Source organism: Streptomyces sp. NPDC012466 (assembly GCF_042955215.1).
In the GTDB taxonomy this organism is placed as follows: Bacteria; Actinomycetota; Actinomycetes; order Streptomycetales; family Streptomycetaceae; genus Streptomyces.
Window position 1 is genome coordinate 293,932 of the sequence record NZ_JBIBEQ010000009.1, and the last position, 23,263, is coordinate 317,194.

Below are 23,263 nucleotides of genomic sequence, written 5' to 3' on the forward strand. Positions count from 1 at the left end.
GAGGCTGACAGGTGTCCAGCGCAGCCGAGCAGGAGGCGGTGGCCGGTCATCAGGCCACCGGGAACGGGCGCCAGGCCGCCGCCGTGAACGGCGCACGGCGGGCCGCGCCGCCGCCCACCGTGCCCGCGTGGCCGGGTGCGCCGACCCCGCTGGGCGCCCGGTTCCGGGTCGGCCCGGACGGGGTGGCGGGCACCAACTTCGCGTTGTGGGCGGGCGGGGCGGAGGGTGTCGAACTGTGCCTCTTCGACGAGGCGGGCAAGGAGTCGCGGGTGCGGCTCGGCGAACTGACCCACGAGATCTGGCACGGCTTCGTCCCGGGCGTGCTGCCGGGCCAGCGCTACGGCTACCGGGTGCACGGCCGCTGGGACCCGTGGACCGGCGCCCGCTGGAACCCGGCGAAGCTGCTCCTCGACCCGTACGCGCGGGCGGTCGACGGCGCCGAGGGGAATGATTACAGCAGCCTGCCGCCGGAGGTGTACGGGCACGTCCGCGACTGGCCCCAGCAGCACGTCGCCGACACCGTGCGCGACGACCGGGACTCGGCGCCGCACGTGCCGAAGGGCGTCGTCGTCCACGATGACGACGACTGGGCGGACGACCGCCGCCCGAAGACGCCGTGGGCCGACTCGGTGATCTACGAGCTGCACGTCAAGGGCTTCACGCAGCGGCACCCCGGCATCCCCGAGGAGCTGCGCGGCACCTACGCCGGCCTCGCGCACCCGGCGGCGATCGAGCACCTGGTCCAGCTGGGCGTGACGGCGGTGGAGCTGCTGCCGGTGCACCAGTTCGCGCACGAGGACCACCTGCTGCGCCGGGGCCTGAAGAACTATTGGGGCTACAACTCCATCGGCTACTTCGCCCCGCACGCGGCCTACGCGGCCTCCGGCACGACCGGCCAGCAGGTCGGCGAGTTCAAGCGCATGGTGCGCGCCCTGCACGCGGCCGGGATCGAGGTCATCCTCGACGTGGTCTACAACCACACCGCGGAGGCGGGCGAATTCGGCCCGACGCTCTCCCTGAAGGGCATCGACAACCGCGGCTACTACCGCCTCCAGGACGACGCCCGCCGCTACGCCGACTACACCGGCTGCGGCAACACCCTGCACGTGGTCCAGCCGCATGTGCTGCGCCTGATCACGGACTCGCTGCGCTACTGGGTCACCGAGATGGGCGTGGACGGCTTCCGCTTCGACCTGGCGGCGGCGCTGGCCCGTTCCATGCACGACGTCGACATGCTCTCCCCGTTCCTCGCCGTCATCGCCCAGGACCCGGTGCTGCGCCGCGTGAAGCTGATCGCCGAACCGTGGGACGTGGGGTCGGGCGGCTACCAGGTGGGGGCGTTCCCCCCGCTGTGGACGGAGTGGAACGACCGGTACCGCAACGCCGTACGGGATTTCTGGCGGCACGCGCTGCCGGACGTACGGGAGATGGGCTACCGCCTGTCGGGCTCCAGCGACCTGTACGCCTGGGGCGGGCGCAGGCCGTACGCGTCCGTCAACTTCATCACCGCCCACGACGGGTTCACCCTGCGCGACCTGGTGAGTTACGGGCGCAAGCACAACGAGGCCAACGGCGAGGGCAACCGGGACGGCACGGACGACAACCGGGCCTGGAACTGCGGCACCGAGGGCGAGACCGACGACGAGGGGATACGGGCGCTCAGGCGGCGGCAGCTCAGGAACCTGCTGACCACCCTGCTGCTGTCCACGGGCGTGCCGATGCTGGTCGCCGGCGACGAGCTGGGCCGCACCCAGTGCGGCAACAACAACGCGTACTGCCAGGACAACGAGATCGGCTGGCTGGACTGGGAGCTGCTGGAGGACCCCGGCTGGAAGGCCCTGTTCGCGCTGACGTCCCGGCTGATCGCGCTGCGCCACCGCCACCCGGTGCTCAGGCGCCGGGCGTTCTTCTCGGGCCGGGCCCAGACCGCGGACGGGCTGCGCGATCTGGCCTGGTTCACCTCCCGGGGCACGGAGATGACGGAGCAGGACTGGTACGCGCCCGCCGCCACCCTGGGCATGTACCTGTCCGGCCGGGACATTCCGGGCCGGGACGAGCGCGGGGAGCAGATCGTCGACGACAGTTTCCTGGCCGTGCTGCACGCGGGCGAGGGACCGGTCACCTTCACGCTGCCGGGACCGCCCTGGGCGGAGCGCTACGAGGTCGTCGTGGACACGAGCCTGGAGGAGCAGGCGGAGGCGCCGGGGGTGGAGTACCGCGCGGGCACGGAGATCACGATGCCGGCGCGGGCGGTACTGCTGCTGCGGGTGGCGGGGTGAGGCCGGCTAGCCGAGGATGCCCCGGTCGTATCCGACCGCCACCGCCGCCGCGCGGTCCTTGACGCCGAGCTTGGCGTAGAGGTGGGTCAGGTGCGTCTTCACGGTGGCCTCGCTGATGAACAGCTCACGGGCGATCTCGCGGTTGGACGTGCCCTTGGCGACCAGGGCGAGGACCTCGCGTTCGCGGGCGGAGAGCGACTCGTTGCCGGGGGCCCTGGGCGTGCGGACCGCGGAGACCAGGCGGGAGGCCACCGCGGGGGACAGCACCGTACGGCCTTCCGCGGCAGCTCGTACCGCGGTGAACAGCTCCTCGCGCGGGGCGTCCTTGAGGAGGTAGCCCGTCGCGCCCGCCTCGATCGCGGGGAGGGTGTCGGAGTCGGTGTCGTAGGTGGTGAGGACGAGGACCCGGGCGCGGGCGCCGGTACGGGTCAGTTCGCGGATGGCGTCCACTCCCCCGCCGCCCGGCATCCGCAGGTCCATCAGGATCACGTCCGGGCCGAGGCCCGCGGCGAGCGCAACCCCCTCGACGCCGTTCGACGCCTCCCCCAGGACACGGAAGCCCGGCGCGGACTCGAACATGCCGCGCAGACCGTCCCGGACGACGGGATGGTCGTCGACTATGAGCAGGGTGATGGGGGCGTCCCCCGTCGCGGCGTCCTCAGTCATGGCGGACCAACGGTACGCGAGCCGACACCGCCGTACCGTGACCCGGCTCGGACTCGACCGTGAGGGATCCGGCGATGCGTTCGGCGCGGGCGCACATGCCGGGCAGACCGAAACCGCCGGTGCCGGTGCGTTCCCGTACGGCGGTCCGGTCGAAGCCGCGGCCGTCGTCGCGGATGTCGAGGCTGACCTCGTCGCCCATGAAGGACAGGGTGACACCGACACGGGTGGCGTGCGCGTGCCGCGCAGTGTTGGACAGGGCCTCCTGGGCGATGCGCAGCAGGGTGGCCGCGACCTCGTCGTGGAGCTGCTCGACCGTGCCCGTGACGGTGAACCGCGCGTGCACGCCCGTGCGTTCGGCCCATTGCGCCGCGGTCTTCTCCAGGGCCTCGGGCAGGCCGTCGTGCGCGAGGGCGACCGGGGCGAGGTTGTGCACGGAGCGGCGGGCCTCGCCGAGGCTGTGCCGGGCCAGGTCCGTCGCCCGTGCCACGTGCTCGCGGGCCAGGCCGGGGTCCGGGGTGTTCGCCACGACCTGGAGCTGGGCGATGATGCCGGTCAGTCCCTGGGCGATGGTGTCGTGGATCTCCGCGGCCAGCCGACGGCGCTCGTCGGCGACGCCGGCCTCCCTCGCCTGCACCAGGAGCTGGGCGTGCAGGGCGGCGTTCTCGTCGAGGGCCTGCTGCAAGGCCGCGTTCGTGCGCTCCAGTTCGGCGATGGTGGCGGTCTGGATGCGGCTGCGCTCCTCCTCGCGCGCGGCCAGCTGACCGAACACGATCAGCAGTCCGATGTGGATGCCGAGCAGCCCGCCGAACACCGCCCAGTTCAGTGCGCCGTGCAGGGGCATGCCGCCGGCCTGGGATCCGGCGATCGTCACCGCGGTGCCCAGCAGGCCGAGTTTGAGGGCGCGGCCACGCAGCAGCCGGTCGGGGCCGACGAAACCGGCGGCGGCGTAGAAGGCGAAGAACGGGTTGCACCAGCTGAGCGCGAAGCCGAGCGCCCAGCGCGCGAAGTAGTAGCAGCCGCCCGGCACCGACGGCGCCAGGGGCCGGCCGCGGGACCACCACCCCCAGGCCAGTTGCAGGACCATCGCGGCGCCGACCAGGACGACGGCGGTGTACCGCTCCCTCGTGCTCATGTCGACCACGTCGACGGTGGCGAGGGCGAGCAACGAGCCGGCCGCGAGCATCCCGTACGGTCCCCAGCGGAAGTACGCCGCCCACCGCTGTTCGACACCCGCAAGGTCCGTCATGCCACCAGTCTCGGCCACCGCCCCGCACCCTCCCCCGGCTCCGGTCATTCCCAGCGGAACCAGCGGGCGGCCGACGCCGAGAGCACCAGCGTCCACGCCGCCGGCACACCGAGGTGCCCCCAGGACGGCCAGTCGCCCGCGGCGGCCTGGTCCAGGGCCCGCGCGGCGGCACCGAACGGTGTGCTCCGGACGACACGGGCCAGCACGTCCGGCATGGCCTGCACCGGCACCCACACCCCGGCGCAGAACATCATCGGGAAGAACACGGCGGTCCCGATCGCGGTGGCGATCTTCGTCGTACGGGCCCGGGCCGAGACGACCGCGCCCAGCGAGAGCGCGGCGAGTACGGCGAGGAGCAGCGCGAGCAGGTAGCCGACGGGCTGTCCGGGCAGCCGTACGCCGAAGGCGAGCCGTCCGACCGTGAGCGTGAGCAGCGCCGAGGCCAGCGCCGCCAGGCCGTTCACCAGCATCTGCGCGGCCAGCAGCGACGCGGGCCGGACCGGGGTGGCGGACAGCCGCCGCAGCACGCCGTTCTCGCGGTAGCCGGTGAGGGTCGGCGGCATCGCCTGCACGCCGGCCATGATCAGGGCGATCAGGACGCTCACGGGGACGTAGACGTCGACGGTCCGCAGCCCGCCGAGCCCGTCCTGCGCCTCGCGGAACGACGGCACGGAACCCAGGATGCCCAGGAGCAGGCTCGGGAACAGCAGGACCCAGAAGAGGCTGCCGGGCTCGCGGCGGAAGAGACGCGCCTCGGCCTTCAGCACAGCGGGGTTGATCAGGGCGGTGCTCATGCGGAGGCCTCCGTCAGGTCCAGGAACGCGTCGTCCAGCGTGGCGTCGGTGACACGGAGCTGGTGGGCGGTGATGTGGTGGCGGGCGAGCAGGGACAGCACGGCGTTGACCGTGTCGTCCGTGCCGGACAGCGTGATCCGGCCGTCCTTTCGGTCGATGGCGACCAGGGCGGGCAGCTCGTTCAGCTCACGGTCGTCCAGCGGCCCGGACGGGGTGAAGCCGATGACGGTGGCGCCCGCGGAGCGGCGGATCAGACCGGCCGGGGTGTCCAGGGCGGCCACCCGGCCCCGGTCGATCACCGCGATCCGGTCGCACAGCCGCTGCGCCTCCTCCATGAAGTGCGTGACGAGCAGCACGGTGACGCCCTGCGCCCGGACGTCCTCGATGAGCTGCCAGGTGTCCCGGCGGGCCCGCGGGTCGAGGCCGGTGGTGAGCTCGTCCAGGACCACGACCCTGGGGTCGCCGATCAGGGCGAGCGCGATGAACAGGCGCTGCTTCTGGCCGCCGGAGAGCTTCGCGAACCGGGTGGACAGCTTGTCCCGGAGCCCGAGCCGCTCGGCGAGTGGACGCCAGTCGGCGGGCCGCGGATAGAACGCGGCGTACAGCTCCAGCGCCTCACGGACCGTGAGTTTCGGCTGCAACTGGCTCTCCTGGAGCTGGGCGCCGAGTACCCGGGCGACCCGCTCGTGGTCGGTGACGGGGTCGAGGCCGGTCACGCGGACGCGGCCCGAGTCGGGTACGCGCAGCCCCTCGACACACTCGACGGTGGTGGTCTTCCCGGCGCCGTTCGGGCCGAGGATCCCGAAGATCTCGCCCTCCTCCACGGTGAAGGAGACGTCGTCCACGGCGGGACGGCCGGCGTAGCTCTTGCGCAGTGCGGTGACTTCTATGACGGGTGCGGTCGGCATACGACGAGGGTCCCGGCGAGGCGGGGTCCGCCACATCGGCCGTCGCGCTCGAACAGGCATCGACCGATCGGCTGATGCGGCCGTACGACCCGGCCGGTCCCGCCGTACGATCTGCCGAACCCCCAGGTCGTAGGACCGACGGCCGGTCCGGGTCCGGCGGAAACTCGGTGGGCAGTGCCAGTGGCGATCCGTAGGCTCGCTGCTGATGGCCACGACACCCGCCCCCGCCCAGGACCGTTCCGCCGTGCGTACGCTGCTGCGCCTGTGGCCGTATGTGCGGCCCGTGCGGGCGCGGCTGTCCGGCGCCGCGTTCGTCGCGATACTCGCCTCCTGCGTGGGCCTGGTGATCCCGCTCGTCCTGAAGTGGATGGTGGACGGGCCCATCGCCGACAGGGACCCGGCCGGGGTGTGGCTCGGCGCGCTGTACCTGCTGCTGCTCGGCTTCACCGAGGCCCTGCTGTTCGGGCTGCGGCGGTGGCTGGTGGCCCGTCCGCTCTCCCACGTCGAGGCATCGATGCGGGCGGGTCTGTACCGGCACCTCCAGCGGCTGCCGGTGTCCTTCCACGACCGGTGGGCCTCGGGGCAGTTGCTGTCCCGGGCGACGACGGACCTGATGCTGCTGCGCCAGTTCCTCGCCTTTCCGCTGACGTTCCTGCTGGTCAACGGGGTGACGATCCTCGTCGGCGTGATCATCATGCTGCTCCAGGACTGGACGCTGGGGCTGGTCATCCTCGGGCCGGCCCTGCCCGTCGTGGTCACCTGCGTGATCTTCGAGAAGCGCTACGCCGCGATGGCCCGGCGCGCCCAGGACCAGGTCGGCGACCTGACGACGGTCGTCGAGGAGAGCGTGCTCGGCATCCGCATCATCAAGGGCTTCGGCCGCCACCGCAGCCAGGCGCTGGCCTTCCGGGACCTGTCGGCGAGGCTGCGCGGCACGGAACTGCGCAAGGCGCGGCTGCTGGCCGCGATCTGGGGCGTCATCGTGACGCTGCCGGAGATGGCGATCGGGGCGGCGCTGGTGGTGGGGGTCGTCCAGGTGGCCGACGGCGCCCTGTCGGCGGGCACGCTGGTGGCGTTCCTGTCGACGGCGCTGGCGCTGCGGTGGCCCGTGGAGTCGATCGGGTTCCTGCTGGCGATGAGTCAGGAGGCGGCGACGGCGACGGAGCGGTACTTCGAGGTGATGGACGAGGACGTGGAGGGGGATACGGAGGGAGCGGCGGAGGGGGACCCGGAGGGGACCACCGCCATCGCCACCACCGCGGCCCCCGCCACCGCCTCCGGCACAGGCAACGTCTCCGGCACAGGCACAGGCACAGGCACAGGCACAGGCACAGGCAACGTCTCCGGCACCGGTACCGGCACCGGCACCGGCACCGGCACGGTGGACGTCCGGGACAAGGGACTCCGCTTCCACGGGGTGCGCTTCCGCTACCCGGACGCCCCGCCCGGCACCCCGCCCGTCCTCCAGCACATCGACCTGCACATCCGCCCGGGCGAGTCCATGGCCCTGGTCGGCGCCACCGGCAGCGGCAAGACCACCCTGACCGCGCTCATCCCCCGCCTGTACGAGCTGACCTCGGGTCGCATCACCCTCGACGGCGTCGACGTCACCGACCTCTCCAGAGAAGCGCTGCGCGCCAAGGTCGCCGTGGCCTTCGAGGAGCCGACGCTGTTCTCGGCCGCGGTCGGCGACAACGTTCTCATGGGCGCGAAGGACACCGCCGGCACGGCCGATCTGGAGCGTGCGCTCGCCGTCGCCCAGGCCGACTTCGTGTACGCCCTGCCCCAGGGGACGGACACCCGGGTGGGCGAGCAGGGCCTCAGCCTCTCCGGCGGCCAGCGCCAGCGCCTCGCGCTCGCCCGGGCCGTCGTCGGGCAGCCGGAGTTCCTCGTCCTCGACGACCCGTTGTCGGCCCTGGACGTGCATACCGAGGCCGCCGTGGAGGCCGCCCTGCGGCAGGTCCTCGCGGACACCACCGCCCTGATCGTGGCGCACCGCCCGTCCACCGTGCTGCTCGCCGACCGGGTCGCCCTGCTGTCCGGCGGCCGGATCGCCGCGGTCGGCACCCACCACGAACTGCTGCGTACGAACGCCGAGTACGCGCATCTGATGTCAGGGGAAGAGGAGGGCGCACGATGACGGCGGCCACCAGCACACCGGCCGGCAGCAAACCCGACGATCAACCCGACGACCGACCCGACGATCGGCCGGCCGCCACCGGCGATCCCTTCGACCGGGACGTCCTGCCCACCCCGCCGGGCGCCACCAAAGCCCTGCTCCGCTCCCTGCTCGCGCCCTTGAAGGCCCGGGTCACGGTCACGACGGTCCTGCTGCTGCTCCAGCAGGCGGTCGTGCAGGCGGGTCCGCTGCTCGTGGCGTACGCCATCGACCGTGCCGTACCGGCGTTCCGGGCGCAGGACCACGGGCCGCTGATCGCGGTGGGCGTGGGCTACCTGGCGTGCGCGCTGGCCGCGGGCGGGCTGCAGTTCGCGTTCGTCGGCGCCGCGGCCCGGGTCAGCCAGGACGTGCTGCTGGACCTGCGGGGCCGGATCTTCCGCCACGCGCAGGCGCTGAGTGTCGACTTCCACGAGCGCTACACCTCGGGCCGGCTCATCTCCCGTTCCACGACCGACGTGGAGTCGCTGCGCGAACTGCTGGACGAGGGCCTCCAGGAGCTCGTGACCGTCATCCTCTCCTTCGTCTACATCTCGGTGATGCTGCTCTGGCTGGACCTGGGCCTCGGGGGCGTGGCGGTGGCGTCCCTGGTGCCGCTCTACGCCCTCGTGCGGTGGTACCAGCGGCGGGCCGGCCGGGTGTACCGGGCCCGGTCGACGGCCATCGCGGCCGTCATCGTCAAGTTCGTCGAGACCATGAACGGCATCCGCCCGGTGCGCGCCTTCCGTCGCGAGGCCGTCAACGACGCGGACTTCGGCGTGCTCAACCGGCGGCACGAACGGGTCAACGGCGACGCGCTGCTGGAGATGGCCCGCTACGTCACCGGTTCGCGGCTGGTCGCCAACGCGGCGGTCGCGGCGATCGTGCTGTGGGGCGCCTACCGGGTCGCGGACGGCACGCTGGCCCTCGGTGTGCTGGCGGCGGCCGTGCTGTACCTGCGGCGGCTGTACGACCCCATCGACCGGCTCGGGATGTTCCTGAACTCCTACCAGTCGGCGGCCGCCTCCCTGGAGAAGATCGCCGGCCTGCTCGCGCAGACCCCGTCGGTCCCCGAGCCGGCCACCCCCCGGCAGCTCCCGCCGCCGAAGAGCGAACACCCCGGACGCGCGGTGGTCTTCGACGGCGTCCGTTTCGGCTACCGCACCGGCGGCGAGGTGCTGCCCGCCTTCGACCTGACCCTCCCGGCCGGGCAGACGGTCGCGGTCGTGGGCTCCACGGGCGCCGGAAAGTCGACGCTGGCCAAACTGCTGGCCCGGTTCTACGACCCTTCCGACGGCCGGGTGCTGCTGGACGGCGTCGACCTGCGCGACCTTGCCGTGCCCGAACTGCGGCGCGGAGTGGTCATGGTGACGCAGGAGGCGTTCCTCTTCTCGGGCACGGTCGCCGACAACATCGCGATCGGCCGCCCGGACGCCACCCGCGAGGAGATCGAGCAGGCGGCGAAGGAGATCGGCGCGCACGACTTCATCAGCGCCCTTCCCGACGGCTACGACACCGACGTGCGCAAGCGGGGCGGCCGCATCTCCGCCGGGCAGCGGCAACTGGTCGCCTTCGCCCGGGCGTTGCTGGCCGACCCGGCCGTGCTGATCCTCGACGAGGCCACCAGCTCGCTGGACGTCCCCGGGGAGCGCGCGGTGCAGCGGGCCATGACGACGGTGCTGAAGGGCCGTACGGCCGTGGTCATCGCCCACCGGCTGTCGACGGTGGAGATCGCGGACCGGGTTCTGGTGATGGAGCACGGCCGGATCGTGGAGGACGGCGAACCGGGCGAACTCATCGCGGGCACGGGCAGGTTCGCGGACCTGCACCGGGCCTGGCGGGACAGTCTGGCGTAGAGCGGCGGCGAGGGGCGGGCGGATGATCGACGCGTACGAGGACCCCGGCACACCCGACGACCGGAGCGGCGCCCGCTACCTGTGGTGGCTGGTCACCCGGCAGCCGGGGCGGTGCGCCGCCGGGGCGATGTTCGGCAGCGTGTGGATGGTGCTGCTGGCGGCGACGCCGTATCTGATGTCCCGGGCGATCGACGACGGTCTGGAGCCCGGTGACATGAGCGCGCTGGCGCTCTGGAGCGGCGCGCTCTTCGCGGTGGGTGCCTTCAACGCCTGGCTGAGCATCATGCGGCACCGCACCATGACCCGGGTCCGCATGGACGCCAACTTCCGCACGGTGAAGGTCGTCGTCGGCCAGGCGGTCAGGCTCGGCTCCTCGCTGTCGCGGCAGATGGGCGCCGGGGAGGTCGTCACGATCGGCGTGGGCGACGTGCAGACGATCAGCCAGTCCCTGACGGTCGTCGGCCCCGGCGTCGGCGCGGTCGTGGCGTATCTGGTCGTGGCCGCCCTGCTGATCTCGGTCTCCCCCCTGATCGCCGTGGTCGTCCTGTTCGGCATCCCGGCCATCGTCCTGCTGGTCGGCCCGCTGCTCGGCCGGCTGCAGGGCTCGGAGGCGGAGTACCGCGAACGCCAGGGCGTGCTGACCGCCCGGATCGGCGACCTCGCCGGCGGGCTGCGGGTCCTCGCCGGCCTGGGCGGCAAGGGTCTGGTCTCGGACGCCTTCCGCCGGGACTCCCGGCGGCTGCGCGAGCAGGGCTACCGCGTCGGTGCGGTGACCAGCTGGGTCCAGGCCCTCGGCATCGGCCTGCCGACCCTGTTCCTCGCGGCGGTGACCTGGCTCGCGGCCCGCCTGGCCGCACAGGGGCACATCACCGTGGGCGAGCTGGTGTCGGTCTACGGCTACGTGGCTGTCCTGGTGGGCCCGGTGTCCTTCTGGGTGGAGTGCGGCTACCAGATCAGCCGCGGCCTGGTGTGCGCCCGGCGGGTCGTGCGCTTCCTGCGCCTGGAGCCGATGCCCGACACCGGCACCCGGGACGCCCCGTCCGAACCGTCGGTGCTGTACGACCCCGAGTCGGGCGTACGGATCCGGCCGGGCCGCCTGACGGCCCTGGTCGCGGAGCATCCCGCGGACGCCGCGGTCATCCTGGACCGCCTGGCCCGCTATGCCCCGTCGGACGCGATGTGGGGCGGCACCCGCCTGGACGAGATCGCCCTGTACCAGGTCAGGGCCCGCATCCTGCTCGCGGACCACGAGGCGGACCTGTTCGCGGGGAGCCTGGAGCACATGGTGGGCGCCCAGGGCGCGTCCCCCGCCCACGGCGAGGACCCGGCCCTTCGAACGGCGCTCCACACCGCCGCGGCCGACGACATCGTCCAGGCCCTTCCCGACGGCCTGAAATCGCCGATGACCGCCCAGGCCCGCAATCTCAGCGGCGGCCAGCGCCAGCGCATCCGCCTGGCACGAGCCCTTCTCGCCGATCCGGAGATCCTGCTCACCGTCGAGCCCACCTCGGCCCTGGACGCGCACACGGAAGCCGTCGTCGCGGCCCGGCTCGGCTCGGCCCGAAAAGGCCGCACCACGGTCGTCACCACCACCTCCCCCCTGGTCCTCGACCACATGGACACCGTCCACTTCGTGCGGGACGGCAAGGTCACGGCCACCGGCCCCCACCACGAACTCCTCGACACCACCCCCGGCTACCGCTCCGTCGTCGCGAGGGACACCGAGGCGAGCGACCCCGAGGCGAGGGACACCGAGGCGAGGGACACCGAGGAGGCCCTGGGATGACCCGCACCCACCTGCCCGTCGCCGCACGGACGGACGTCCGGCGCGCGGTGCTGGACCTCGTCCGGGCGGACACCCGGGCCTTCGGCATGGTCCTCGGCCTCAACGCCCTGGCCGCCCTGGCCGGTCTGGCGGGGCCCTGGCTGCTCGGCCGGATGATCGACGACGTACGGGCGGGCCAGGGCGTCGGTGCCGTCGACCGGCTCGCCCTCGTCCTCCTCCTGTGCGCCCTGGCGCAGTTGTTCCTGGCCCGCTGGGCCCGCTACGTGGGCCACCGCTTCGGCGAACGGACTCTGGCCCGCGTCAGGGAGAGGTTCGTGGACCGCGCTCTCGCCCTGCCCGCCTCGATGGTCGAGAGAGCCGGCACCGGCGACCTGACCGCCCGCGGCACCTCGGACGTCACCACCGTCGGCAACACCCTGCGCGACGCGGGCCCGATCCTGCTCATCAACCTCGTCCAGTGCCTGTTCCTGGTGGGCGCGGTGTTCCTCCTGGACCCTCTGCTCGGCGCCCTGGGCGTCCTCGGGCTGGCCCCGATCCGGCCGGCGCTGCGCTGGTACCTGCGCCGGGCCCGGGACGGCTATCTCGCCGAGGGCGCGGCCACCTCGGACGTCGCGGAGATCCTCGCGGCGACCGCGTCCGGCGCCCGTACGGTCGAGGCGTTCCGGCTGGAAACGCGGCGCACGGCCGCGAGCCGGGACGCCCTGGAGACCTCCCGCCGCACCCGCTTCCACACGCTCCACCTGCGCAGTGTGTTCTTCCCGGCGGTGGAGGTGTCGTACGTCGTGCCGGTGGCCGGTGTGCTGCTGATCGGCGGCGCGCTGCACTCCTCGGGCGCCATGAGTCTCGGCGCGGTGGTGGCGGCGGCCCTGTATCTGCACCAGTTGAGCAACCCGCTGGACGAGATCCTGGTCCGGGTCGAGCAACTGCAGAGCAGCGGGGCCTCGTTCGCCCGGGTGGAGGGGCTGGCCCGGGCGCCGCGGGCGGCCGGTGAGGGCGATGGTCCGGATCCGGACGGTGACCGCATCGACGTCACCGGGGTGCGCTATGCGTACGAGGGGGGCGTCGAGGTGCTGCGTGGCGTCGACCTGACGGTGCGGCCCGGGGAGCGGCTGGCCGTGGTCGGGCCGTCGGGCGCCGGCAAGACCACGCTGAGCCGGCTGATGGCGGGCATCGACGCGCCGACCTCCGGCTCGGTGACGGTCGGCGGTGTGCCGGTCGTCGGACTGGGGCCGGAGCGGCTGCGCCGTCAGGTCGTCCTGGTCACCCAGGAGCACCATGTGTTCCTCGGCTCGGTCCGCGACAATCTGCGCATCGCCGAACCGGCCGCGTGCGACGACGCGTTGTGGGAGGCGCTGGCCGTGGTGGGCGCCGACGCGTGGGTGCGGGAGCTGCCGCAGGAACTGGACACCGTGCTGGGCCAGGGCGGTTGCCGCACCGACGGCTCGCAGGCCCAGCAACTCGCCCTGGCCCGGGTGGTGCTGGCGGACCCGCACACGCTGATCCTCGACGAGGCGACCGCGCTGCTCGACCCGACGACCGCCCGGCACACCGAGCGGGCCCTGGCCGCCGTCCTCGAAGGGCGCACCGTCATCGCCGTCGCGCACCGGCTGCACACCGCGCACGACGCCGACCGGGTGGCGGTGATGGAGGACGGCCGGCTGACCGAACTCGGCACGCACGACGAGCTGGTGGCGGCCGGGGGGGCCTATGCGGCGCTGTGGCACTCCTGGCACGGGGATCTGCCCGGGAACAGCGAAGCGTCCGTATAGCGAACATGAACTTCCGGACAACGAACCGTTTCCGGCCATAGTTTTGACGCGGTCCTGACAGTAAGCGCACTCCCCTGCCACGCTTCCCACGACTGCTCCACAGGAACCCCACAGCAACACCTCCACCTCCCCAGGCCGGGCGACCCCCGGTCCCGCAGAAGGAGTCAGTGTTGAGAAGCAGTTCCTCGCGTAGAGGCACCTCCCACAGACGCACTCCCCACACCACCCGCCGCACCGCGGCCGTGGCCCTCGCCGGCGTCGCCGCGCTGATCGCCGCCGCCGTCCAGAGCGGCACCGCCGTCGCAGCCCCGGAGAAGGCACCGTCGGCCGCGAGCAAGGCGATCCCCGGCTCGGAATCGGTCAAGCTCAGCCCCGCGCAGCGCGCCGCGCTGATCCGCGAGGCCGAGGCCGGCAAGGCGCGGACGGCCCGCGACCTGGGCCTCGGCGCCAAGGAGAAGCTGGTCGTCCGTGACGTCCTGAAGGACCGTGACGGCACCGTGCACACGCGCTACGAGCGCACCTACGACGGTCTGCCGGTCCTCGGCGGCGACCTGGTCGTGGAGAGCACGAAGGCGGACGCCACGGCGGCCGTCGTGAAGGCCACCCGCGCCGCCGTCAAGCCGGCCACGACGAAGACCGCGGTGCCCGCCGCGAAGGCCCGGCAGCAGGCGCTGACCGCCGGCAAGGCCGACGAGGCCAAGAGCCCCGGCATCAACCGCGAGCCCCGCAAGGTGATCTGGGCCGCGAGCGGCAAGCCGGTCGTGGCCTACGAGACGGTCGTCGGCGGCTTCCAGCACGACGGCACCCCGCAGGAACTGCACGTCGTCACCGACGCCACCACCGGCGCGAAGCTGTACGAGTGGGAGGCGATCGAGACCGGCACCGGCAACACGGTGTACTCCGGCACGGTCGACCTCACCACCACCCAGTCCGGGTCGACGTACAACCTCACCGACGGCGCCCGCGGCGGCCACAAGACGTACAACCTCAACCGCGGCACCTCCGGCACCGGCACCCTCTTCTCCGGCCCGGACGACGTGTGGGGCAACGGCAGCCCGTCCAACCTGGAGTCCGCGGGTGCCGACGCGCACTACGGTGCCGCGCTGACCTGGGACTACTACAAGAACGTGCACGGCCGCTCCGGCATCCGCGGGGACGGCGCGGGCGCGTACTCCCGGGTCCACTACGGCAACAACTACGTCAACGCGTTCTGGTCGGACAGCTGCTTCTGCATGACCTACGGCGACGGCTCGGGCAACGCGAACCCGCTGACGTCGATCGACGTGGCCGCGCACGAGATGACCCACGGGCTCACCTCGAACACCGCCGGTCTGAACTACAGCGGCGAGTCCGGCGGTCTGAACGAGGCCACCTCCGACATCTTCGGATCGACGGTCGAGTTCTACGCGAACAACTCCTCCGACGTCGGTGACTACCTCATCGGCGAAGAAATCAACATCAACGGCGACGGCACGCCGCTGCGCTACATGGACAAGCCGAGCAAGGACGGCTCGTCCAAGGACGCGTGGTACTCGGGCATCGGCTCGATCGACGTGCACTACTCGTCGGGCCCGGCGAACCACTTCTTCTACCTGCTCTCCGAGGGCAGCGGCACCAAGACGATCAACGGTGTCACCTACAACTCGCCCACCTCGGACGGCCTTCCGGTGACCGGCATCGGCCGGGACAAGGCGGAGAAGATCTGGTTCCGCGCGCTCACCACGAAGTTCACCTCGACCACCAACTACGCGGGGGCCCGCACCGGCACCCTCGCGGCGACCGGTGAGCTCTACGGCACGGACAGCGCCGAGTACAAGGCGGTCCAGGACGCGTGGGCGGGCATCAACGTCGGCAGCCGCTCCGGCGGCGGAGGCGGCGGCGGCACGTCCTTCGAGAACACCGCCGACGTGGCGATCCCGGACCGGGGCGCGGCCGTCACCTCGTCGGTCACCGTGTCCGGCCGGACGGGCAACGCGCCGTCCAACCTCCAGGTCGCGGTGGACATCGTCCACACCTACATCGGTGACCTCAAGGTGGAGCTGGTCGCCCCCGACGGCACGGCGTACACCCTCAAGGGGTACGGCACCGGCGGAAGCGCGGACAACATCAACACCACCTACACGGTGAACGCCTCCTCCGAGGTGGCCAACGGCGTGTGGAAGCTGCGGGTGCAGGACAACGCGGCTGCCGACACCGGCTACATCAACAGCTGGAAGCTGACGTTCCCGTAGGCCCCCTGAGTCAGGGCGCCGCCCCGGTGGGTTCAAATCCCCCGGGGCGGCGTCCGTTTCAGCTGTCCTCGCGTACATCTGGTCGTCGATTTCTGGCCAACATCACGTCCCACTCCTGACATGTACGCGCCCTTGGTGCCACTCTTCCCCCACGCCGCACAGCACCGCAGCACTTCCCCCACAACGAGGAGCTCGTGTGTCCACCCCTTTCTACGCGCGTCAAAAGCGGGCCACGCTCGCCATCGCCACCGCCGTCGCCGCCGGCGCCCTGCTCACCACCGGACTGACGTCCGGCAGCAGCGTCGCCGCGGACTCCGCGAGCAAGCCGGCCCTCGCCGCCGCCCCCGTGCTGCTCTCGGCGCCCGCCCGCACGGCGCTCATCCAGGAGCAGCAGGCGGACGCCACGCGGACCGCCGACGAGATAGGCCTCGGCGCCCAGGAGAAGCTGGTCGTCAAGGACGTCGTGAAGGACGCCGACGGCTCGGTCCACACCCGCTACGAGCGCACCTACGCGGGCCTGCCCGTCCTCGGCGGTGACCTCGTGGTGCACGAGTCGAAGTCCGGCGCGGCCAAGGGCGTCACCAGAGCCACCAAGGCGGCCCTGAAGGTCGCCTCGCTCAAACCCGCGGTCACCGCCGCCAAGGCGGAGAAGCAGGCCATGACCCTCGCGAAGGCGGCCGGCTCGGCCAAGACCGAGGCGAACTCCGCTCCCCGCAAGGTGATCTGGGCGGCGAGCGGCAAGCCGGTCCTCGCCTACGAGACCGTCGTCGGCGGCCTCCAGGAGGACGGCACCCCGAACGAGCTGCACGTCGTCACCGACGCCGCCACCGGCAAGAAGCTCTACGAGTACCAGGGCATCGAGACCGGCACCGGCAACACCACGTACAGCGGCCAGGTCACCCTCGGCACCACCAAGTCCGGGTCGGCCTACAACCTGACGGACGGCACCCGCGGCGGCCACAAGACGTACAACCTCAACCGCGGCACCTCCGGCACCGGCACCCTCTTCTCCGGCCCGGACGACGTCTGGGGCACCGGCAACCCCTCCAACCTGGAGACCGCCGCCGCCGACGCCCACTACGGCGCCCAGGTGACCTGGGACTTCTACAAGAACACCTTCGGCCGCAGCGGCATCCGCAACGACGGCAAGGCCGCCTACTCACGGGTCCACTACGGCAACAACTACGTCAACGCTTTCTGGTCCGACAGCTGCTTCTGCATGACCTACGGCGACGGCTCGGGCAACACCCACCCGCTGACCTCGCTCGACGTGGCCGCGCACGAGATGAGCCACGGCCTGACGTCGGCCACGGCGGGCCTGAACTACAGCGGGGAGTCCGGCGGCCTGAACGAGGCCACCAGCGACATCTTCGGCGCGGGCGCCGAGTTCTACGCGAACAACTCCTCCGACGTCGGTGACTACCTCATCGGCGAGGAGATCGACATCAACGGCGACGGCAGCCCGCTGCGCTACATGGACAAGCCCAGCAAGGACGGCGCGTCCAAGGACAGCTGGTCCTCCAGCCTCGGCGGCGTGGACGTCCACTACTCCTCCGGTCCCGCCAACCACTTCTTCTACCTGCTGTCCGAGGGCAGCGGCTCGAAGACGATCAACGGCGTGACCTACAACTCGCCCACCTCCAACGGCTCCACGGTCACCGGCATCGGCCGGACCAAGGCGCTGCAGATCTGGTACAAGGCGCTGACGACGTACATGACGTCGACGACCAAGTACGCGCAGGCCCGTACGGCGACCCTGAACGCGGCCTCGGCGCTGTACGGCGCCTCCAGCACCGAGTACAAGGCGGTCGCGTCCGCCTGGTCGGCCGTGAACGTCGGCTGACCGAAGCACGGCCCCTGGGCGGTACCCGGAACGAAGGCAGGTCCGGGTACCGTCCTACTCTTGGTGACCATGTCTTCGGAAGACTTCACCTACGCCGATGTCGGCGCCACCCGCGACCAGGGCTTCTGCCCGCCGGGCTTCCACCTCATGAACGTCCGCACCCGTCTCGGCGAGGGCGAGGAGGTCTTCCGCCGGGCCTCGGAGGCGGTCCTCACCTGGGAGATGCACCGCGCGATGGGCGTGGGCCTCGACGCGGGCGCGGACCGAGCCGCCCCCGGTGTCGACGTCACCGTCACCCTGGCCGGCATGATCAAGGCCCCCTGCCGCGTGGTCTGGACGGTCGAGGAACCCCGCCGGGCGGGCTGGGCCTACGGCACGCTGACCGGCCACCCCGAGTCCGGCGAGGAGTCCTTCGTGGTCGACCGCACGGGCGACGGCACCGTCTGGCTGACGGTGAGCGCCTTCAGCCGTGCGGCCAAGTGGTACGCGAGGGCCGGAGGCCCGGCGACCAGAGGCTTGCAACACGCCTACGCACGCCGCTGCGGCACCGTCCTGCGGAACCTGGCGACGCGGGGTGGTGAGCCGGCCTAGGTGCGCGGGGAACGGCAGTCCCCCACGCACCCGCAGACGACGCACTCACCGCATCAACAGCCCCGCGGCCTCCACCAGCTCCTCGGACGGCCCGGCCACAAGCCCCAACTCCGCACTCGAAGCCAGAAGCCGATGCGCGGGAAGGATCCGCACCGTGTACCCGAAAGGCCCGGTGCGATCCAGCGACAAGGGCCCCTCGTACACCCAGCGCCCGTCCTGGTCGGGTGACCCCACCGGCTTCAGGGGGACAACCGTCGCGTCGCCGATCCGGTCCTGCTCGTCCACCCGGCCGGAGACCACCTGCACCTCGACGTCGTCCGGCCCGAGATCCCCGAGCCCGACCCGCACCCGCAGGGCGAGTGTCGTGCCGAGTTCCGCCAGGGCCGCCGAGGCCGACGTCTCGACGTGGTCGACCGTGACCTCCTGCCACGCCGCCCGCACCCGCCCCTTCCACTCGGCGAGCTCCCGCGCGGAGTCCGGTTCCAGCGAGCGGTGGGCGAGGGCCGCCGGCGCGTAGAGCCGCTCCACGTACTCGCGGACCATCCGCCCCGCCAGCACCTTCGGCCCGAGCAGGCTCAGCGTGTGCCGGACCATCTCGATCCACCGGTCGGGCAGGCCGCTGCTGCCGCGCTCGTAGAAGCGGGGCGTCACCCGCTGCTCCAGCAGGTCGTACAGCGCCGCGGCCTCTATGTCGTCACGGTGGTCCGGGTCGGTCCCGGCGCCGTCCGCCGTGGGGATGGCCCAGCCGAAGTCGGGCTGGAACCACTCGTCCCACCAGCCGTCGAGCACGGACAGGTTGAGACAGCCGTTGAGCGCCGCCTTCATGCCGGAGGTGCCACAGGCCTCCAGTGGCCTGAGCGGGTTGTTCAGCCAGATGTCGCAGCCGGGGTACAGCTTCTGCGCCATCGCCATGCCGTAGTCCGGCAGGAACACGATCCGGTGCCGCACCCGCGGGTCGTCCGCGAACCGCACCAGCTCCTGCACCAGTCGCTTCCCGCCGTCGTCCGCGGGGTGCGCCTTGCCCGCCACGACGATCTGGATCGGCCGCTCGGGGTGCAGCAGCAGGTCCATCAGCCGGTCCCGGTCGCGCAGCATCAGCGTCAGGCGCTTGTACGAGGGGACGCGCCGGGCGAAGCCGATGGTGAGGACGTCCGGGTCGAGCACGCCGTCGATCCAGCCCAGCTCGGCCGTATGGGCGCCGCGCTGCCGCCAGGAGGCCCGCAGCCGCTCGCGCACCTCGGTCACGAGCTGCTCGCGCAGCACCCGCCGCAGCTCGAAGATGTCCTGGTCGGGGATGTCGGCGACCGCGTCCCAGCGGTCGGAGCCGCCGACGGTCAGGGCGTCCTCGGCGCGCTGGGCACCGATCTGCCGGGCGCCGAGCCGGAACACCTCGGGGGCGACCCAGGTGGGCGCGTGCACCCCGTTGGTCACGGACGTGATCGGCACCTCGTCGGCGTCGAAGCCGGGCCACAGCCCGGCGAACATCTCCCGGCTGACGTTGCCGTGCAGCAGGGAGACGCCGTTGGCGCGCTGGGCCAGGCGCAGGCCCATGACGGCCATGTTGAACAGGTTGGGCTCCCCGCCGGGGTAGGTCTCCATGCCGAGCCGCAGGACGCGCTCGACGTCGATGCGGGGCAGCTCGGCGTCGGGGCCGAAGTGGCGGGCGACCAGCGCGCGGTCGAAGCGGTCGATGCCGGCCGGGACGGGGGTGTGGGTGGTGAAGACCGTCCCGGCGCGGACCGACTCCAGCGCGGAGTCGAAGTCCAGCCCCTCGTCGCAGAGTTCCGCGATGCGCTCCAGGCCGAGGAACCCGGCGTGCCCCTCGTTGGTGTGGAAGACCTCCGGTTCGGGGTGGCCGGTCAGCCGGCAGTACGTCCGTACCGCCCGGACCCCTCCTATGCCGAGGAGCATCTCCTGGAGCAGCCGGTGCTCACTGCCGCCGCCGTAGAGCCGGTCGGTCACGCCGCGCTCGCCGAGGTCGTTCTCCTCGACGTCGGAGTCCAGCATCAGCAGCGGGACCCGGCCGACCTGCGCCAGCCAGATCCGGGCGTGCAGCTGCTTGCCGCCGGGCAGGGCGAGGGCGACCTGGGCGGGGGTGCCGTCGGGCTCCTCGAGCTGGGCGACGGGCAGCTCGTTCGGGTCGAGGACCGGGTAGTGCTCCTGCTGCCAGCCGTCCCGGGACAGGGTCTGGCGGAAGTAGCCGTGCCGGTAGAGCAGGCCCACGCCGATCAGCGGGACGCCGAGATCGCTGGCCGCCTTGAGGTGGTCGCCGGCCAGGATGCCGAGGCCGCCGGAGTACTGGGGCAGGGCGGCCGTGATGCCGAACTCCGGTGAGAAGTAGGCGATCGCGGCGGGCAGTTCCTCGGGCTGGGTCTGGTACCAGCGGTCGCCGGTCGTGTAGTCGTGCAGATCGCCCGCGACCGCGGCGAGGCGGCGCAGGAACGGGCGGTCCTGGGCCAGCTCCGCCAGCCGCGCCGGCGGCACGCTGCCGAGCAGCCGGACGGGGTCGCCGCCCGAGGCCGCCCAGCGCTCGGGGTCGACGGACCGGAACAGGTCACGGGTCTCCGCGTGCCACGACCAGCGCAGGTTGCGGGCCAGATCACTGAGGGGCCGGAGGGGGTCGGGGAGAACGGGTCGGACGGTGAATCGACGGATCGCCTTCACGGGTTCCACCTCGGCGCGTTCGCTGGATTTCGCAGGGCTTCGACGACGTCTCCTACGACAGTACCGGCGTCGGCGCCCCCTCCGCTGAAGCTCCGCCACGGCACCCCCGATCGGCCTGAACAGCACCATCCGCGGATATGGCCGATTCCACCCCCATAGGCGTCCTTGTGGTGCTTCAGCCGTCACGAGAGGCTGCCTCTGGCGTACCGGCCCGCACCCGCCGCTCGCGGCGCCGCGCGGCAGCCGTACGCCGAGTCGAGGAGGGGAACTCGGACCATGGCTCGGACGCGCGAGCGGCGTCTGCGCCGGACGGGGGGCCTGACCGCGGTGCTCTGCGCCGCTGCGTTTTCGGCCACCACCCTGCCCGCGCACGCCGTACCGGAGGGGCGGATACTCGGCGCCGGATCACCCGGCTCCGTGCACGGTAGTTACCTGGTGACCCTGAAGGAGGGCACGGGGGCACGGTCGGCGGCCGGAAAGGGCCTCGCCGAAAAGTACGGGGTGGAGATCAGCCACACCTACGGCGCGGCCCTGAACGGTTACGCGATCCGGGCGGACAAGAGACGGGCCGGGCGGCTGGCCGCCGATCCCCGGGTCGCCTCGGTCGTCCAGGACACCCGGGTGCGGCTGGACGGCACCCAGCGGAACCCGCCGTCCTGGGGGCTGGACCGCGTCGACCAGCCGAAGCTTCCGCTGGACGGGAGCTACACCTGGCCGGGGCCGGCCGGTGCGGGAGTGACGGTGTACGTGATCGACACCGGCGTCCGGACCACTCACAGGGACTTCACCGGCCGGGCGAGCCACGGCTGGGACTTCGTCGGGAACGACCGGGTCGCCTCGGACGCCAACGGCCACGGCACGCACGTCGCCGGCACCGTCGCCGGGACGGTCCACGGCGTCGCCAAGAAGGCCCGGATCGTCTCCGTGCGCGTCCTCGACGCCGCGGGCGGGGGCACCACGGCCCGGGTGATCGCCGGGATCGACTGGGTGACCCGGCACGCGAGGAAGCCCGCGGTCGCCAACCTCAGCCTGGGTGGCCCGCGCAACGACCGGCTGGACGCCGCGGTCCGTGCCTCCATCGCCTCCGGCGTCACCTACACGGTCGCCGCGGGCAACGACGGCATGCCGGCCGGCCTGTACTCCCCGGGCGGCGTCAAGCAGGCCGTCACGGTCGGCGCGACCGACCGGGGGGATACGAAACCGGCCTTCTCCAACGACGGTGCCGCCCTCGATCTGTTCGCCCCGGGCGTCGCCATCACCTCGGCGTCGGCCGCGAGCGACACCGCGCGGGCCGTCTACTCGGGTACCTCGATGGCGTCTCCGCATGCCGCGGGTGTGGCCGCGCTCTATCTGGCCGATCATCGACAGGCGACTCCGGCGCAGGTCGGGAGGGCCTTGACCACCGCGGCGGCGACCGGGAAGGTCTCCGGCCGGGGCATCGGTTCGCCGGACAAGTTACTGCGGGTGCCGCGCGGGTAGGGCGAAGGAGCAGCCACGCCGGGGGGCCGGCCTCGTCCGTCGTGGACGAGGCCGGTCTTGTGTGTCGACATACGCGTGAGTAGTTAACAAAGTGCCGGATTGCCCACCCGAATAGGGTGGGAAGGCTCCTGCGGGTACCCCTCTCAGGAGCACCACGCAGGACCCACCTCCCCACAGACATCCGCCTACCCACGTTGACGCGGACAGGAGCGGTCATGCCCGCCAAGCACCATTCGCCAGCACCCCCGAACCGCCGCACCACCGGGGCGCGCGCACCCGGCGGCGAAGCACGCCCCGCGCGCCCGGCCGACGCCGGTCCGCCGGCCTCGCCACCACCACCCGTGAGCGAGACGACCGCGGTCGGGCGCATACCCGTCCTGGATGTCCGCCCGGTGGTCCAGCACGGCCGCCGGCCGGCCAAGGCCGTCACCGGTGAGAGCTTCGAGATCTCGGCGACCGTGTTCCGGGAGGGGCACGACGCGGTCGCCGCCAATGTCGTCCTGAAGGACCCCGAGGGCCGCCCCGGTCCGTGGACGCCCCTACGGGAGCTGGTCCCGGGGACGGACCGGTGGGGAGCCACGGTCACCGCCGGGGAACCCGGCCTGTGGACGTTCACCGTCGAGGCTTGGGGGGACCCGGTCAGTACCTGGCGCCACCATGCCCGGATCAAGATCCCGGCGGGCATGGACACGGACGTCGTTCTGGAGGAGGGCGCGCGTCTGTACGAGCGGGCGGCCGCCGGTGTGCCCGAGGAGGAGGGACTGCGCGACGTGATCCTCACCGCCGTCGATGCCCTGCGGGACGAGAGCCGTCCCGCGGCGTCTCGTCTGGCGGCGGCGCTGACGCCGGAGGTGGACGCGGTCCTGGCCCGGCATCCGCTGCGGGATCTCGTCACCAGCAGCGAGCCGTTGCCGCTGCTGGTGGAGCGGGAGCGGGCGCTGTACGGCTCGTGGTACGAGTTCTTCCCGCGCTCGGAGGGCACGCGCGAGCAGCCGC

Annotated in this window: 15 protein-coding genes; 10 read left to right on the top strand and 5 right to left on the bottom strand. The window is 72.3% G+C overall.

From position 1 onward, the window contains the following. The first annotated feature begins 11 nt into the window (after positions 1-11). Positions 12-2,279 (top strand): glycogen debranching protein GlgX, encoded by a 2,268-nt coding sequence (glgX, locus tag ACFY9E_RS31315; protein WP_390989577.1) that lies wholly within the window; start codon positions 12-14, stop codon positions 2,277-2,279. A 6-nt stretch (positions 2,280-2,285) separates the two neighbouring features. Here glgX and ACFY9E_RS31320 read toward each other — a convergent pair whose 3' ends face one another. Genes ACFY9E_RS31320 through ACFY9E_RS31335 form a run of 4 tightly spaced genes read right to left on the bottom strand, consistent with a single transcriptional unit; the run spans position 2,286 to position 5,893 of the window. Further along, positions 2,286-2,945 (bottom strand): response regulator, encoded by a 660-nt coding sequence (locus ACFY9E_RS31320; RefSeq protein ID WP_390989578.1) that lies wholly within the window; start codon positions 2,943-2,945, stop codon positions 2,286-2,288. Beyond that, positions 2,938-4,191, bottom strand: a complete 1,254-nt coding sequence (locus ACFY9E_RS31325) for a histidine kinase (RefSeq protein ID WP_390989580.1) — start codon at positions 4,189-4,191, stop codon at positions 2,938-2,940. Before ACFY9E_RS31325 ends, ACFY9E_RS31320 begins: the two co-directional genes overlap by 8 nt. Positions 4,192-4,235: 44 nt before the next feature. Beyond that, a complete protein-coding gene (locus ACFY9E_RS31330) occupies positions 4,236-4,985 on the bottom strand; it encodes an ABC transporter permease (protein WP_390989582.1) in 750 nt (249 codons plus the stop codon). Next, positions 4,982-5,893, bottom strand: a complete 912-nt coding sequence (locus ACFY9E_RS31335; protein ID WP_390989584.1) for an ATP-binding cassette domain-containing protein — start codon at positions 5,891-5,893, stop codon at positions 4,982-4,984. Before ACFY9E_RS31335 ends, ACFY9E_RS31330 begins: the two co-directional genes overlap by 4 nt. A gap of 205 nt (positions 5,894-6,098) precedes the next feature. On the opposite strand from ACFY9E_RS31335, the gene ACFY9E_RS31340 reads away from it, so the two are divergent. The 7 genes from ACFY9E_RS31340 (at position 6,099) to ACFY9E_RS31370 (ending at position 18,124) form a co-directional block, all read left to right on the top strand. Beyond that, positions 6,099-8,033, top strand: a complete 1,935-nt coding sequence (locus ACFY9E_RS31340; protein ID WP_390989586.1) for an ABC transporter transmembrane domain-containing protein — start codon at positions 6,099-6,101, stop codon at positions 8,031-8,033. Then, entirely contained in the window at positions 8,030-9,904 is a 1,875-nt protein-coding gene (locus ACFY9E_RS31345; RefSeq protein WP_390989588.1) for an ATP-binding cassette domain-containing protein, read from the top strand. Before ACFY9E_RS31340 ends, ACFY9E_RS31345 begins: the two co-directional genes overlap by 4 nt. Before the next feature lie 22 nt (positions 9,905-9,926). Next, entirely contained in the window at positions 9,927-11,690 is a 1,764-nt protein-coding gene (locus ACFY9E_RS31350; protein WP_390989590.1) for an ABC transporter transmembrane domain-containing protein, read from the top strand. Then, positions 11,687-13,459, top strand: a complete 1,773-nt coding sequence (locus tag ACFY9E_RS31355) for an ABC transporter transmembrane domain-containing protein (protein WP_390989592.1) — start codon at positions 11,687-11,689, stop codon at positions 13,457-13,459. The genes ACFY9E_RS31350 and ACFY9E_RS31355 overlap by 4 nt, the downstream gene beginning before the upstream one ends. A gap of 170 nt (positions 13,460-13,629) precedes the next feature. Continuing rightward, the gene (locus ACFY9E_RS31360) at positions 13,630-15,690 is read left to right on the top strand and encodes a M4 family metallopeptidase (protein ID WP_390989593.1); all 2,061 of its coding nucleotides are present in this window, start codon (positions 13,630-13,632) and stop codon (positions 15,688-15,690) included. Between the two features lie 196 nt (positions 15,691-15,886). Then, positions 15,887-17,533 carry a M4 family metallopeptidase gene (locus ACFY9E_RS31365; RefSeq protein ID WP_390989595.1) on the top strand — a complete coding sequence of 549 codons (1,647 nt, stop codon included), beginning with the start codon at positions 15,887-15,889 and terminating at the stop codon, positions 17,531-17,533. A 69-nt stretch (positions 17,534-17,602) separates the two neighbouring features. Then, a complete protein-coding gene (locus tag ACFY9E_RS31370) occupies positions 17,603-18,124 on the top strand; it encodes a DUF1990 family protein (protein WP_390989596.1) in 522 nt (173 codons plus the stop codon). Between the two features lie 45 nt (positions 18,125-18,169). Here the strand turns inward: ACFY9E_RS31370 and ACFY9E_RS31375 are convergent, their stop codons facing one another. Next, positions 18,170-20,788, bottom strand: a complete 2,619-nt coding sequence (locus tag ACFY9E_RS31375; RefSeq protein ID WP_390989597.1) for an alpha-glucan family phosphorylase — start codon at positions 20,786-20,788, stop codon at positions 18,170-18,172. 276 nt (positions 20,789-21,064) lie between these two features. Between ACFY9E_RS31375 and ACFY9E_RS31380 the strand changes: the two genes are divergently transcribed. Both ACFY9E_RS31380 and ACFY9E_RS31385 read left to right on the top strand, forming a co-directional pair. Next, positions 21,065-22,267, top strand: a complete 1,203-nt coding sequence (locus ACFY9E_RS31380; RefSeq protein ID WP_390989599.1) for a S8 family serine peptidase — start codon at positions 21,065-21,067, stop codon at positions 22,265-22,267. Between the two features lie 215 nt (positions 22,268-22,482). Continuing rightward, positions 22,483-23,263, top strand: a 781-nt coding sequence (locus tag ACFY9E_RS31385) for a maltotransferase domain-containing protein (RefSeq protein WP_390989601.1), incomplete at its 3' end; no start/stop codon positions are given.